Genomic DNA, 14,401 nt, shown 5'->3' on the forward strand with positions numbered 1-14,401 from the left:
ATGAACGAAATTTTTCCATTAGCAAGCGCCGCCGGGATGACCGTCGGCCTTGCCGTTTGCGCCCTCGCCATCGGCCTCGTTCTGGCGATGCTCTTTGCGGTACTGGAGTCAGTGAAATGGCGCCCGGTAGCCTGGCTTGCAACCGGCATTGTGACCATCCTGCGTGGACTACCGGAAATTCTGGTGGTGCTATTTATCTATTTTGGCTCTTCCCAGCTGCTGCTGACGCTCTCTGATGGTTTCACCATCCCGCTCGGCTTCACGCAGATCCCGGTGCAGATGCAGATTGAGAACTTTGACGTTAGTCCGTTCCTCTGCGGGGCTATTGCTCTGTCGCTGCTGTATGCCGCCTATGCCTCACAGACGCTGCGCGGCGCGCTGAAAGCGGTTCCGCAGGGCCAGTGGGAATCCGGCCAGGCATTGGGGCTGTCGAAAGGCGCGATTTTCTTCCGCCTGGTGATGCCGCAGATGTGGCGCCATGCCCTGCCCGGTCTCGGTAACCAGTGGCTGGTGCTGCTGAAGGATACCGCGCTGGTGAGCCTGATCAGCGTCAATGACCTGATGCTGCAGACCAAAAGCATCGCCACCCGCACGCAGGAACCTTTCAACTGGTACATCATCGCAGCGGCAATCTATCTCGTCATCACCCTGTTGAGTCAATACATCCTCAAGCGAATTGACCAGCGTGCGACGCGCTTCGAACGGAGACCAGGCTGATGCTCGACTACTTACCCGAACTGCTGAAAGGGCTTCATACCAGCCTGACGCTGACCGTGGCGTCGATTATCGTGGCGCTGATCCTGTCGCTGATTTTTACCATTATCCTGACCCTGAAAACACCGGGGCTGGTGTGGATAGTCCGCGGCTATATCACCCTGTTTACCGGTACGCCGCTGCTGGTGCAGATCTTCCTGATTTATTACGGCCCGGGACAGTTTCCTTCGCTGCAGGACTATCCGTGGCTGTGGCATCTGATCTCCGAGCCGTGGCTGTGCGCGCTGATCGCCCTGTCGCTCAACAGCGCCGCCTACACGACGCAGCTGTTTTATGGCGCCATCCGGGCGATCCCCGACGGGCAATGGCAGTCGTGCAGCGCGCTGGGGATGAGTAAAAAGGATACTCTGGCGATCCTGCTGCCCTATGCCTTTAAGCGCGCGCTGTCGTCCTATTCCAACGAAGTGGTGCTGGTCTTCAAGAGTACCTCTCTGGCCTACACCATCACCCTGATGGAAGTGATGGGCCACGGCCAACTGCTGTACGGACGCACCTACGACGTGATGGTGTTCGGCGCCGCCGGGATTATCTATCTCATCGTCAACGGACTGCTGACGCTGCTGATGCGCCTGGTTGAACGCAAAGCGCTGGCCTTTGAGCGACGTAACTAGCGCCCGAGTTATTTTGCATAAAAAGCAAACAACAAGACGGACAAGTCTAATGACTGTCCGTCTTTTTTTACATCATTAAAAATAGTTAATCATTTTTATTGCATATAAATTCATTTAATGGCATTGTCACTCTATGCCGCAGACACGGCGAATAATCATAAGATTGACAGACGGGAGTTCCACGATGAAAAAGTTAGTTCTGGCTGCACTGCTCACCTCTTTCGCGTTCGGCGCCGCTGCCGCGGAAAAAATCAGCTTTGGCGTTTCCGCAACCTATCCGCCGTTTGAATCGATGGATGCCAATAACCAGATTGTTGGTTTTGATCTTGATTTGGCCAAAGCGCTGTGCAAACAAATGCAGGCAGAATGTACTTTTACCAACCACGCGTTTGACAGCCTGATCCCGGCGCTGAAGTTCAAGAAATATGATGCAGTGATTTCCGGAATGGATATCACGCCGGAGCGGAGCAAGCAGGTGGCCTTCACCGACCCGTACTACGCCAACTCGGCGCTGGTGATCGCCAAAAAAGACGCGTTCCATTCCTTCGATGAGCTGAAAGGCAAACGGATCGGTATGGAAAACGGCACCACCCACCAGAAATATCTGCAGGATAAACATCCTGAGGTGAAGACCGTCGCCTATGACAGCTACCAGAATGCGATTATCGATCTGAAAAATGGCCGTATCGACGGTGTATTCGGCGATACCGCGGTGGTCAACGAGTGGCTGAAAACTAACCCGCAGCTGGGCGCAGCCACGCCGAAAGTGACGGATCCGCAATACTTTGGCACCGGACTGGGGATTGCCGTACGCCCGGATAACAAGGCGCTGCTGGAGAAGCTGAACGCCGCGCTGAAAGCGATCAAGGCCGACGGTACCTACCAGAAAATCAGCAACCAGTGGTTCCCGGAGTAACTTTTTTCGCCGGGTGGCGCTGCGCTTACCCGGCCTCCACTCTTCCCCGTAGTTCCCCGCAGGCCGGGCAAGGCGTAGCCGCCACCCGGCAATGTCTCAAAGTGGCACGAAGAACCGAAACCGCGCCCCGCTTACCGACTCCAGCAGTCTGATATCGCCCCCGTGCAGCTCCAGCATCCGTTTCACAATCAGCAGCCCCAATCCGCCACGATCCTCCCGCGCGGCCTGGGTAGACAACGCCGACGGCCGCTGGAACAGATCGTCGCGCAGCGCGGCATCGACGCCCGTTCCGTTATCGGCCACTTCGACCTGGAGCTGTTGATTCTCCTGCCAGACCGCCAGACGGATCTCCCCGCCGACGGGAGTATGCCGCATCGCGTTATCCAGCAGGTTGGTCACCACCCTCTCAATCATCGACACATCGGCGTTAATCAGCGGCAGCGGTCCCGGCACATCAATACGCAGGTTCACCTCGCGCGTGCGGGCAGTTAATTCAAACTTCTGCGCGACATCGGAGATCAGCTCCCCCATCGCAAAACGCTCGCGCTGCGGCTTAATGCTCCCGTGCTCCAGTCGCGCCAGCTCAAACAGCTGCTGCGAGAGATGGCGCACTTTGTTGCCCTGACGCAGGGCGATGGTGAGATATTGCCTGCGCTCCTCGGCGGTCAGCCGTTCATCCTTCAGCGTCAGCGTTTCCAGATACCCCAGCAGCGAAGTGAGCGGCGTACGCAAATCATGGGAGATATTGGCCACAAATTCGCGGCGCTGGCGGTCGCTGTCGGCCAGCCGATCCCACTGGCCGGCGATCTGCTGCGCAAGGTCAATAAAGCGATTCTCGAGCACCGCCACCTCGTTACCAGGCAGGGGCTCCGGCGTGCGGGCCGCCAGGGTTTTGATGGCGCTGATGCTGTCCTGGCCGCTCGCCGCCACCTGGGCGGTGAGCAGGCGGACCGGCCGGGTGACCCAGAACCATGCCAGCCCCCCTGTCAGCAGGCCAAACAGGGCCACCAGCAGCAGCGTCCATAAAACAATGCTCCACAGCGTTTTTTGCCAGGCGTCAGCCGCCAGCTGATTAAACGTCTCTCCCTGCAAAATGATATACAGGTAGCCGCGCAGTTGCACGTCGACGCGCAGCGGGGCGGCGCTGAAGACTTTTCGTCCGTCGAGACTACGCGGATCGTCGCCATACACCGGCGACGCACTGCCGGTGAGAAAAGCCTGCACCGGCGCCATGTCGATACGCTGGCGCTGGATATGTCCCGGCGGTGCTGCATCGGCCAGCAGGTCGCCATCCGGCGACAGCAGATAGAGCTCCACGCTGGGATTAAAGGTCATCAGGCGGTCAAACAACGACTTCAGGGTTTGCCGGTTGACCTCGCCGTGGGCGTCCAGCAGCGGCTCGCGGGCGACAATCTGCTGAGCCAGGCCGGACGACAGGCGCTGCACCATGGCGTTGCCATACTGCGCGCTGCTGTGTAACTGAACGGCGCATACCGCCACCGCGCACAGCATCAGCAGGGAAACCACCACCAGCGCCAGCCGCTGGCTGAGGCTCAGGCGGCGGATCACGGGGCGGCCTCTTGCGGCACCGGGGCGAACTTATAGCCTTTTCCCCAGACGGTAAGAATGATGTCCGGCTCCGCCGGGTCACGTTCGATTTTACTGCGCAGGCGGTTGATATGGGTATTGACCGTGTGCTCATAGCCCTCGTGCTGATATCCCCAGACCTGCTCCAGCAGCGCCAGCCGGGAAAACACGTCTCCGGGATGGCGGGCAAAGTAATACAGCAGATCGAATTCGCGCGGCGTGAGGTCCACCACCTCGCCGCGCAGCTTCACTTCGCGCGACAGCGGATCGATGCTCAGGCCATGGTAGGACAGGCGCCCGGCGTCCATCAGCAGGTTCTGCCCCATCGCCTCCTGGCGACGAAACAGCGCTTTGACGCGGGCGATAAGCTCCAGCAGTGAAAAGGGCTTCGCCAGATAATCATCGGCGCCCATCTCCAGGCCCAGCACGCGGTGCATTTCGCTGGTGCGAGCGCTGATGATAATTACTGGCAGGTAACGGGTCATCTGACGGATACGCCGGCAGATCTCCAGGCCATCGACGCCAGGCAGCATCAAATCAAGGATCACCGCATCCCAGACCTGCTTTTCCAGCTGGACAAGGGCCTGGTCGCCGTCGGCTTCATGCACAATCTGATAGCCCTCATCCTGAAGATTGAGCCGCAGCAGCGTGGCAATATCCTCGTCATCTTCCACCAGCAGAATGGTTTTGGCCATTAGATTCCCCCCACCAATAACAAAACATGCAGCGCCAAGCTTACCTGATTTCAGCGGCGCAAAGCCTTCACATTTTGTTTAAACTTCGCGGACCAGCAGGGTCAGCACTTCGTAGTGCGCGGTGTGAGGGAACATATCAAACAGCTGGACCCGCTCGACGCGATAGCCGCGAAGACGGGCAATATCGGTCGCCATGGTGCGAGCGTTACAGCTGGAATAGATGATATAGGGCGGCGCCATGCGGCTTAAATAGTCGCACAGTTCGGCGCCAATGCCGCGACGCGGCGGGTTGACCAACACCAGCTGCGGGATATCGTCTTCATGAGTGGCGAACTGCGTCGAGTCCAGCGCCTGAAAATGCAGATTGCTGAGCCCCAGCTGCGCGGCTGACTGTCTGGCGCAGGCGATCGCTTCCGGGGCAATCTCGATACCGGTCAGGCGCATCGCCGGCGTCGCGCAGTGCAGGCCAAATCCCCCGACGCCGCAAAACAGATCCCACATATGCTGGACCGGCAGCGCGCGCACCCAGTCGCGGGCGGTGGCATACAGCCGACTGGCTACCGCCGGGTTGGTCTGAAAGAAACTTTGCGGGCGGATCCACAGCGGCACCTCATTAAAGACCTCCCCCAGCGCCTGCTGTTCGGTGAAGAAGATCTCCTGCTCGCCTTCCATGATTGCCATATGCACCGGCTGGATATTCGCCGTGATCACCTTGAGCTGCGGGAGCTGCGCCTGCAGCCACGGCAGCGCGGCGCGCAGCTGGGCCACCTTGGCCTCTGAGCGCAGCACGAAGCGCAGCATCATCTCCCCCTGCTGGCTGGCGGTTAGCAGCAGATATTTCAGCTCCCCGCGCTTGCGCGCGACGTTATAGGGGGTTAACCCGGCGCGGGCGATAAAGGGCTTCAGGACGGCAAACAGCGGCGCAAACTCGGCGGGATAGAGCGGGCAGTCGGTGAGATCCACCGGGGTGCCATCGCGATGCAGCATCCCCAGCAGCGGACGCTCAACGCTGCCGCTGACCACCATCTTGGCCTTGTTACGAAAGGCCGTCTCTGGCCCGCTGACCGGCTCGCCCCAGGCAGCGACCGGGATCGCCGCCAGCAGTGTGCGCAGATCGGCCATTTTATCGGCGAGCTGTTGCGGGACCGGCCGCTCCAGCCATTGACAGGAGCGGCAGCGGCCGGCGTCGTAGAGTGCGCAATGCATAATTGACCTTCAAAAATCCAGGGGCGGGGATTGTATCACCGTTATTGCAGGCGGAAAAACCGACGGCAGTTCGTTGGCACAAACAGCAGCGTCAGGACCAGCAGATCCGGCAGTTTTTGCATCACCAGCGAGTGGAAAATCTCCCGTTTTGATTCGCCGGGAATGCTGAACAGTTCCGGATACCCGTAGCCCAGCGACGCCGCCCACAGGTAGCCGGCGGCGATAATCTGCGTCAGCAGATAGACCCAGCGCGCCCAGTTGCGCCCTTTCACCAGCGAGAAGGCGCACCAGATTTCGATAAACACCAGCGCCAGGCTGCCGAGGAAGACCAGCGTCAGGTTCCAGGTCTGGACGCTGCGGTGTATGAATTCGTTCAGCCCCTGCAGGCCCAACAGATTGAGGATCATCAGTAGATCCAGGCCGCGAATCAAAATAATAGCAAAGGCCGCCACCTGCACCAGCGCAGGGACGTTAAGGCGGGCATGCGATGAGCGAGTTTTCGTAAACAATCCCAACGTAATGTCTTCCATGAAAACGGCGCCACAGGGTGGCGCCGACCGGAGGCTGCTGTACCGATTTTAGGTGGTTCAGCCTTGTCTTGCACGCTGGATATCGCGCACTCGCTGCTTTTCTGCGCGGGCCATCAAATACCAGGCGATAAAACCGACAATACCGACCACGCCAAGAATAAGTGTCGCCAGGGCGTTAATCTCCGGATTGACCCCCATGCGCACGCTGGAGAAGACCAGCATCGGCAGCGTCGTGGCACCGGGGCCGGAGACAAAGCTGGCGATCACCAGGTCATCCAGCGACAGCGTGAAGGCCAGCAGCCAGCCGGAGATCACCGCCGGCATAATCATCGGCAACGTGATGACGAAAAAGACCTTCAGCGGCGCAGCGCCCAGATCCATCGCCGCCTCTTCAATGGAGTGGTCCAGCTCGCGCAGGCGCGAGGAGATCACCACCGCCACGTAGGCGGTACAGAAGGTGACATGCGCCAGCCAGATGGTCAACATCCCGCGATCCGACGGCCAGCCGATGGCATGTCCCAGCGCCACGAACAGCAGCAGCAGCGAGAGACCGGTGATCACGTCCGGCATGACCAGCGGCGCGGTGATCATAAACGCGAAGCCATTAGACCCGCGAAAGCGTCCAAAACGCACCATCACCACCGCGGCGATGGTACCGAGGATCGCCGCCGCCGTCGCCGCGCAGGCGGCGATGGTCAGACTCAGCCCCACCGCGCTCATCATCGCGTCATCGTGGAACAGCTCGCTATACCAGCGCGTCGACCATCCGGCCCACACCGTTACCAGCTTCGAACTGTTGAACGAGTAGATCACCAGCATCAGCATCGGGGCGTAGAGGAAGGTAAACCCGAGCACGAGGATCAAAATGCGCCACGGCGAGCGTACTACCGGCAAGTCGTTCATCCCTGCTCTCCCATCTGTTTTTGCTGGTGCTTGTGGAACCACATGATCGGCACGATCAGCAGCAGCAGCATGACAATCGCCACCGCCGAGGCGACCGGCCAGTCGCGGTTATTAAAGAACTCCTGCCATAGCACGCGGCCAATCATAATGCTGTCCGGCCCGCCCAGCAGTTCCGGGATCACGAACTCCCCCACCGCCGGGATAAACACCAGCATGGAGCCGGCGATAATGCCCCCTTTGGTAAGCGGAACGATCACCTGGAAGAAGGTCTTCAGCGGCCGGGCGCCGAGATCCAGCGAGGCCTCCACCAGCGAATAGTCGATGCGGGTCAGCGCGGTGTAGATCGGCAGCACCATAAACGGCAGATAGGCATACACAATACCGATATACACCGCCAGGTTGGTGTGCAGGATCTCCAGCGGCTGATCGATAACCCCTAACCACAACAGGAAGTTATTCAGCACCCCGTTGCTTTTCAGCAGCCCCATCCAGGCGTAGACGCGGATCAAAAATGAGGTCCACGACGGGAGGATCACCAGCAGCAGAAGAATATTACGCGTCGACGGCTTGCTGTGCGCCACTGCCCAGGCCAGCGGATAGCCCAGCAGCAGGCAGCAGATCGTCGAGATGCCGGCCACCTGCAGCGACTGCAGATAAGCTTCAAAATAGAGCGGATCGTCGGTCAGCTGCAGGAAGTTGGCAAAATTGAGGGTCAGCGTCAGCTGACCGTCCGCCCACTCCATCAGATCGGTGTAGGGAGGGATCGCCCGCGCCATCTCGGCAAGACTTATCTTGAACACGATCAGGAACGGCAGCATAAACAGCAGGATCAGCCACAGATAGGGCAGCGCAATCACCAGCTTGCGGCCATGCGCCATCTGCAGGCGCGCCACCCACAGCGCGAAGCCGCCCGGTTTTTTCGCCCCTGACGGGGATTCAACGGTACTCATTGCCCTCTCCTTACACCGTCAGCACAACGCAGCTGTCAGCATCCCAGCATAAACGCACCTCATCCCCCCAGGTGGGGGTCCCTTTCCGATGGCGGTGCTCATTCTGCAGCTGGGCGCTGATCATCTGCCCGCTTTGCAGGCGCACATGATAGATAGAGAGATCCCCCAGATAGGCGATATGAATCACCTCGCCGACGGCAAAATTGTAGCCGTCCGCCGGCGGTTCATCGCACAGCATGATCTTCTCCGGACGCAGCGCCACCCAGACCGGCACGTTGTCCACCACCGACGCGTCGGGGTCGACCTTCAGCGGATGCATCAGTCCCGGGGAGCTTAGCACCAGACCGTCTTCCAGACGCTCCTTCACCAGCCCTTCAAAGACGTTCACCGAGCCGATGAACTCGGCGCTGTAGCGGGTGGTCGGATGCTCGTAAATCTCTTCCGGTTCGCCAATCTGCACAAACTTGCCGCGGTTCATGATGGCGATACGGCCCGCCATGGTCATCGCCTCTTCCTGGTCATGGGTTACCATCACGCAGGTGACGCCAACGCGTTCGAGAATGTCCACCACTTCGAGCTGCATGCGATCGCGCAGCTTTTTATCCAGCGCCCCCATCGGCTCATCAAGCAGCAGCAGCTTCGGTCGCTTCGCCAGGCTACGCGCAAGCGCGACACGCTGGCGCTGGCCACCAGAGAGCTGATGCGGCTTGCGTTTGGCAAACTCCTGCATATGTACCAGGGCCAGCATCTCCTGCACCCGGGCGGTGATTTCCGCCTTCGGCAGACGATCCTGCTTCAGGCCGAAGGCGATATTCTGCTCAACGGTCATATGGGGAAACAGGGCGTAAGACTGGAACATCATATTGATAGGCCGCTGATAAGGCGGCACGCGCGCCAGATCCACGCCGTCGAGCATAATTTGCCCGGCGGTCGGTTGTTCAAAGCCCGCCAGCATGCGCAGCAGCGTCGATTTCCCGCAGCCTGATGCGCCCAGCAGAGCAAAAATTTCGCCTTTGTAGATAGTGAGACTGACGTCGTCGACCGCGTGCTGGCCATCAAACGACTTGGTTAAGTTACGGATTTCCAGTAGCGGGGTCAGCGCTTTGGGGGCTTTCGCCTGTGGGCGGGGCATTACGTCGTTCAATCGGGTGCTCTCCGGCAAAAAAACGATCACCATATGGTCCGGTGCCATACTTCGTGCTTAACAGTGCATTTGCACCATCCTGGTGCGTCTGCTCGCCGGGCGCGCTGCTATTTCCCGGCGAGTACCGAACTGATTCGGCCCGTTCACCGGGCCGTCAGAGATTATTTGCCACTCTTCACTTTGGTCCACGCGCGGGTGCGCACGCGGTCGATCTTCGGATCCTGCACCTTCAGCGTGAACAGTTTGGCGAATACATCCGCTGGCGGATAAATCGCCGGGTTGTTACGGATCGTCTCGCTGACCAGCGGCGTGGAGGCCTTGTTGCCGTTGGCGTAGAACACCTGGTCGCTGATCTTGGCGATCACATCCGGGCGCATCAGATAGTTAAGGAACTGATAGGCTTCATCTTTATTCTTGGCGTCGGCCGGCATAGCAAAGACGTCAAAGAACGCCAGCGCGCCTTCTTTCGGAATAAAGTAAGAGACGTTGACGCCGTTCTTCGCCTCTTTCGCGCGGTTGGCCGCCTGCCAGACATCCCCTGCCCAGCCGATCGCCACGCAGATATCGCCGTTGGCAAGGTCATTAATATATTGCGAAGAGTGGAAGTAGCGAATGTTCGGCCGCAGTTTCAGCAGCAGGTCGGTGGCCGGGCCGGTATAGTCATCTGCTTTACTGCTGTTCGGATCCTTGCCGAGGTAGTTCAGCACGGTGGCGAAAATCTCTTCCGGCGCGTCGAGGAAGGAGACGCCGCAGCTTTTCAGTTTTTCGAGGTTCTCCGGCTTCAGCACCAGATCCCAGCTATCCACTGGCGCATCTTTGCCCAGCACCGCTTTCACTTTATCCACGTTGTAGCCAATACCCGTCGTCGCCCACAGATAAGGCACCGCGTATTTATTCTCCGGGTCATGCTTGGCGACCAGCTTCAGCACTTCGGGGTCAAGGTTCTTCCAGTTCGGCAGCTTGCTCTTATCCAGCGGCTGGAACACGCCCGCCGCCAGCTGGCGTTCAAGGAAACTTGCCGACGGCACCACCAGGTCGAAACCGGTGCTGCCGGCCATTAATTTGCCTTCCAGCACTTCATTGGAATCAAAAACGTCATACACGACTTTAATCCCGGTCTCTTTTTCGAAATTTGCGACCGTGTCCGGCGCAATATAATCAGACCAGTTATAAACATGCAGGGTTTTTTGTTCGGCGGCGAGCGAACCGGCAGAGACGGCCATCAGCGCACCCGTAACCAGACCTGTTAACCATTTTTTACCAAAGGCGGTCATATCTCTTTTCCTTCTCAACGCCCGTTAACATACGGGCTCAAATATACGCATTTCTACGCATGCAAAAATCATGCATATTTTTTCATTGCCTGAGAAAAGGAGAGCGGATCTCTCCCGGAGTGGTTGCTCGCAACTGGAAGCATCGCCAGAATAACTGTAGCCAGAATAAGAGGCTATAGCCCAGGTAAAAAAACGCCTTTTATCAAATTTTTATGCAATAACGGTCTACGTGATAAGCCAAAACGGCCGGAATGGCGGTGAATAATGCTTTAAGAAAAGGTTAAATGCAGAATAAAAGCGGGTAATACGCAGCCGCTGCGGTAGTGGCTGCGCTAATTTTAGGCAGGCTTAGTGAAGAAAATGGTATTGCACGTTTTCCGCTGCCGGCTCTTCTTCTTCGCCTTTGTACAGTAGCTGATTGGCACCGGCTTCGAGGATCACCATCGAGATCTGCTCTTCACTTTGGCGGAAAAACCAGGCGAACTGCTCCAGGGTCACCCCGGGGCCGATGGACAGCGACTGGCAGACCACCAGCTTGGGCAAATTATCGTCCTGAATGTCGATAAACGCCTTCACGGTTAATGAGCTGGCGTTGATGGCCGAGAGATCCGCCGACAGCGCCAGCAGGGCAGACGGCTTCACCTCCGCCAGGGCGGAAAAGAGCACCACGTTGTCCACCAGGTCAATTTTGGCATCAAAAATACCGTCGAAATTCTGCATATGCGGCAGGTGCAATGCCTGGCAGGAATCGCACTCAAAAAAGCTGATGCCGATCTCGTCCAGCCAGCGACGTAGCGTATCCAGACCTGGAACGACCAGTGAATCCATAGTGCCTGTGACCTCTTACAGTGGAAAAACGACGCCATAGCTTACGCAAAAAAAGCGCCGCGTACCATGGCCGTCTTGCATCCGGCGGTTAGCCGCCTATTTTCAAACAGAATTCCGGCGTCGCCTGGCGCTCGATCCAGGCGATCATCTTGCCGGCAATATCCACCCCGGTGGTGGTTTCCACCCCTTCCAGCCCCGGTGAAGCATTGACCTCCATCACCAGCGGCCCGCGGGTGGCGCGTAAAATATCGACACCGGCGACGTCAAGCCCCAGAGTTTGCGTCGCCTTGATAGCGATAGCCCGCTCCTCGTCGCTAATCTGCGCCACCGTGGCCACGCCGCCGCGGTGCAGGTTAGAACGAAAGTCGCCCTCTTTTGCCCGCCGTTCGATCGCCGCCACCACCTCATTGCCGACCACCAGGCAGCGAATATCGCAGCCTTTCGCCTCGGCAATATACTCCTGCACCAGGATGTGGGCGTTCAGCCCGCGAAAGGCGTCGATCACGCTCTCCGCCGCCTGACGGGTCTCCGCCAGCACCACGCCGATCCCCTGGGTGCCTTCCACCAGCTTCACCACCAGCGGCGCGCCGCCCACCATGGCGATCAGGTCGCTGGTGTCATCAGGGGAGTGAGCGATGCCGGTCAGCGGCAAATCGATGCCCTGGCGCGCCAGCAGCTGCAGCGAGCGCAGCTTATCACGAGCGCGGGTGATGGCGACGGATTCATTCAGCGGGTAGCTTCCCAGCAGCTCAAACTGGCGCAAGGCCGCAGTGCCATAGTAAGTGATCGCCGAACCGATGCGCGGGATCACCGCATCAAAATGCGGCAGCTGGCGACCTTTGTAGTGGATAGACGACGCCACTGGGCTAACGTTCATATAGCAGGAAAGCGGATCGAGGATCTCAACCTGATGACCGCGCTTCTGCGCCGCTTCGCGCAGGCGTCGACATGAATAAAGCGTTCCATCCCGGGATAATATGGCAATTTTCATCCTGCACCTCTGCAAAAAGACCCGCTCTGGCGGGCCTCAGCTATCGATCAAACTCTCACCTTTCCTGCAGCCGGCAACTGATATCGCCTGGCCGGTGCAGCAGTGTACACGTAATCAGCGCGTTGCCCACCCCTGCTTATGCAGATAGTCGAGAATAAACGGGCGGCTCTCTTTCACGATAGTGCGACGGATATGATCGCTCCAGGTATCACGGCGGGCGTTGCTGCTGCGCGACAGATAATAGTGCGCCAGCTGGTCGTCATACTCCGCCAGCAGCGCGTTATCCAGTGGCTGATAGCGGTTCTCATGCACCAGCATGGCCGCCGGCATCCGCGGCTTGATGTCCGGGTTATCCGCCGGCCAGCCGAGGCAGAGGCCAAACAGCGGTAGAACATGCTGCGGCAGCGCCAGCAGCTCTGTCACCGCCTCGATGCTGTTGCGCAACCCGCCGATATAGACGCCGCCCAGTCCGAGGGACTCGGCGGCAATCAGCGCGTTTTGCGCCAGCAGCGCCGTATCAACCACGCCGATCAGCAGTTGTTCAGCCAGCCCCAGCTGCGCCTGCGGGCAAATTTGCAGGTGGCGGTTGAAGTCGGCGCAGAAGACCCAAAACTCCGCCGCCTGCGCCACGTGCTGCTGGCCGCCGGTCAGCGGGACCAGACGTTCACGCAGGGCCGGATCGGTAATGCGAATAATGGAGATGCACTGTAAAAAACTCGAGGTAGATGCCGCTTGCGCGCTGGCGATAATGGCTGCGCGCTGTTCGTCGCTCACAGGCGCATCGGTGAAGTGGCGGATGGAACGGTGGCTGCACAGCAGCTCAATGGTCGGCGTCATTGCGTTTTTCTCTGTCAGACAATGTTTCAGGCTTAGAAGAGTGCGTTAACTGCGGGGCCACAATCTGCGCCACCCGCCACATGACGGCGATGGCGGCGGGGATCATCAGCAGGATCCCGGCAAAAATCATCACCAGCGCCGCGGTCGGACTGGCCACAGGCGCAGGCAGCCGGACATACTGATTAAGCGAGAGCCAGGCCAGGGTTAATAACCCCATCCCGAGGATCTCAAGCAGCAGAATACTTTTCGGCAATGGGGCAGGTTTTCGCATCACGCCTCTCCGGTTGATAAACGTAGCACACCAGGCAATCCCAGCGCGCCGCCGGGTCAGTATACGGGTTTTGATAGTACGACATTTATCAAACATAGCCGTAAACCATCGAAGCAAAAGGCAGAACCTTCTTTCCCTCCCCGGCCGATGCAGGCATCATAAGCACCATTCGCCATCCGGCAGAGGTTTAAGGAGAGAAGCAATGTTTACCGTTATTTTTGGTCGTCCAGGCTGCCCATACTGCGTTCGTGCTAAAGAGCTGGCAGAAAAACTGACCAACGAGCGTGATGATTTTAACTACCGCTACGTGGATATTCACGCCGAAGGCATCAGCAAAGCTGACCTGGAAAAAACCGTCGGCAAACCGGTTGAAACCGTACCGCAGATTTTCGTCGACCAAAAACACATCGGCGGTTGCACTGATTTTGAAGCCTGGGCGAAAGAAAACCTCGGTCTGTTTGCCTGAGTAGATTTATTTGCTAGATGAATGACTGCGCCAGGCATCAAGCCAGGCGCAGATAAACAAAAAGCACAGCGCCCCAAGCGCGCACCAGAACACAGCGCTCAGCACCCACGCCATCTCCTGCCAGAACGTTCGGTGCGTCACGAAGAATAAGCGCATCGTGACCATACAGACCGGTGCCGCCAGCATCGCGCCCAGCAAAGGACGCAGCACCCGCTGACCCGGAGAGAGACAGCTCGCCGCCGCCCCTGGCAGCAAAAAGAAGAGCAGGCCCAGCTCCGGATTGCCGCTGGCGCGAAAGGCCCCTTTCATATGTAACAACAGCGATAAGCACACCACAATGAACAGAACGAAGCCGCAGATAATACCGGCCCAACTACGCTCAGATTTCACCGTATCCTCCTGATGTCGCCTCTAACTC

Annotated in this window: 17 protein-coding genes; 4 read left to right on the forward strand and 13 right to left on the reverse strand. The window is 58.5% G+C overall.

Going from position 1 to position 14,401, the window contains the following annotated elements; all coding sequences use genetic code 11:
- The 3 genes from artQ (at position 1) to artJ (ending at position 2,301) form a co-directional block, all read left to right on the forward strand.
- Positions 1–717, forward strand: a complete 717-nt coding sequence (gene artQ / locus B8P98_RS18800; protein WP_080897577.1) for an arginine ABC transporter permease ArtQ — start codon at positions 1–3, stop codon at positions 715–717.
- Positions 717–1,385, forward strand: coding sequence for an arginine ABC transporter permease ArtM (artM, locus tag B8P98_RS18805; RefSeq protein WP_008805822.1), 669 nt, complete (start codon positions 717–719; stop codon positions 1,383–1,385). Before artQ ends, artM begins: the two co-directional genes overlap by 1 nt.
- A gap of 184 nt (positions 1,386–1,569) precedes the next feature.
- Positions 1,570–2,301, forward strand: a complete 732-nt coding sequence (gene artJ / locus B8P98_RS18810) for an arginine ABC transporter substrate-binding protein ArtJ (RefSeq protein ID WP_080897578.1) — start codon at positions 1,570–1,572, stop codon at positions 2,299–2,301.
- Positions 2,302–2,397: 96 nt separating this feature from the next.
- Here the strand turns inward: artJ and B8P98_RS18815 are convergent, their stop codons facing one another.
- From B8P98_RS18815 to B8P98_RS18870, 12 genes are all read right to left on the reverse strand, one after another.
- Positions 2,398–3,870, reverse strand: a complete 1,473-nt coding sequence (locus tag B8P98_RS18815; protein ID WP_095033293.1) for a sensor histidine kinase — start codon at positions 3,868–3,870, stop codon at positions 2,398–2,400.
- Positions 3,867–4,583: a response regulator transcription factor gene (locus B8P98_RS18820; protein ID WP_080897580.1), complete on the reverse strand. Its 717-nt coding sequence runs from the start codon at positions 4,581–4,583 to the stop codon at positions 3,867–3,869. The genes B8P98_RS18815 and B8P98_RS18820 overlap by 4 nt, the downstream gene beginning before the upstream one ends.
- 78 nt (positions 4,584–4,661) lie before the next feature.
- On the reverse strand, positions 4,662–5,789 hold the full coding sequence (rlmC, locus tag B8P98_RS18825; protein ID WP_039103028.1) for a 23S rRNA (uracil(747)-C(5))-methyltransferase RlmC: 1,128 nt from the start codon (positions 5,787–5,789) through the stop codon (positions 4,662–4,664).
- A 41-nt stretch (positions 5,790–5,830) separates the two neighbouring features.
- Complete coding sequence (locus tag B8P98_RS18830; protein ID WP_080897581.1) at positions 5,831–6,319, reverse strand: YbjO family protein; 489 nt, start codon at positions 6,317–6,319, stop codon at positions 5,831–5,833.
- 57 nt (positions 6,320–6,376) lie between these two features.
- On the reverse strand, positions 6,377–7,222 hold the full coding sequence (gene potI / locus B8P98_RS18835; RefSeq protein ID WP_002896372.1) for a putrescine ABC transporter permease PotI: 846 nt from the start codon (positions 7,220–7,222) through the stop codon (positions 6,377–6,379).
- The gene (gene potH / locus B8P98_RS18840; RefSeq protein ID WP_087804986.1) at positions 7,219–8,172 is read right to left on the reverse strand and encodes a putrescine ABC transporter permease PotH; all 954 of its coding nucleotides are present in this window, start codon (positions 8,170–8,172) and stop codon (positions 7,219–7,221) included. Before potH ends, potI begins: the two co-directional genes overlap by 4 nt.
- Positions 8,173–8,182: 10 nt before the next feature.
- Positions 8,183–9,316 (reverse strand): putrescine ABC transporter ATP-binding subunit PotG, encoded by a 1,134-nt coding sequence (gene potG, locus B8P98_RS18845; protein ID WP_002896370.1) that lies wholly within the window; start codon positions 9,314–9,316, stop codon positions 8,183–8,185.
- 161 nt (positions 9,317–9,477) lie between these two features.
- On the reverse strand, positions 9,478–10,590 hold the full coding sequence (gene potF / locus B8P98_RS18850; protein WP_087804989.1) for a spermidine/putrescine ABC transporter substrate-binding protein PotF: 1,113 nt from the start codon (positions 10,588–10,590) through the stop codon (positions 9,478–9,480).
- Between the two features lie 348 nt (positions 10,591–10,938).
- Positions 10,939–11,418 (reverse strand): type III secretion system chaperone family protein, encoded by a 480-nt coding sequence (locus tag B8P98_RS18855; protein ID WP_025713834.1) that lies wholly within the window; start codon positions 11,416–11,418, stop codon positions 10,939–10,941.
- 88 nt (positions 11,419–11,506) lie between these two features.
- Entirely contained in the window at positions 11,507–12,409 is a 903-nt protein-coding gene (gene rimK, locus B8P98_RS18860; protein ID WP_025713833.1) for a 30S ribosomal protein S6--L-glutamate ligase, read from the reverse strand.
- 114 nt (positions 12,410–12,523) lie between these two features.
- Positions 12,524–13,246: a nitroreductase NfsA gene (gene nfsA, locus B8P98_RS18865; RefSeq protein ID WP_095033294.1), complete on the reverse strand. Its 723-nt coding sequence runs from the start codon at positions 13,244–13,246 to the stop codon at positions 12,524–12,526.
- Positions 13,230–13,517: a YbjC family protein gene (locus tag B8P98_RS18870; protein ID WP_025713831.1), complete on the reverse strand. Its 288-nt coding sequence runs from the start codon at positions 13,515–13,517 to the stop codon at positions 13,230–13,232. Before B8P98_RS18870 ends, nfsA begins: the two co-directional genes overlap by 17 nt.
- Before the next feature lie 202 nt (positions 13,518–13,719).
- On the opposite strand from B8P98_RS18870, the gene B8P98_RS18875 reads away from it, so the two are divergent.
- Entirely contained in the window at positions 13,720–13,983 is a 264-nt protein-coding gene (locus B8P98_RS18875; RefSeq protein ID WP_002896352.1) for a GrxA family glutaredoxin, read from the forward strand.
- Between the two features lie 6 nt (positions 13,984–13,989).
- Here the strand turns inward: B8P98_RS18875 and ybjM are convergent, their stop codons facing one another.
- Positions 13,990–14,373, reverse strand: coding sequence for an inner membrane protein YbjM (gene ybjM, locus B8P98_RS18880; protein WP_025713830.1), 384 nt, complete (start codon positions 14,371–14,373; stop codon positions 13,990–13,992).
- Positions 14,374–14,401: the final 28 nt, after the last annotated feature.

Source organism: Klebsiella quasivariicola (assembly GCF_002269255.1).
Classification (GTDB): Bacteria; Pseudomonadota; Gammaproteobacteria; order Enterobacterales; family Enterobacteriaceae; genus Klebsiella; species Klebsiella quasivariicola.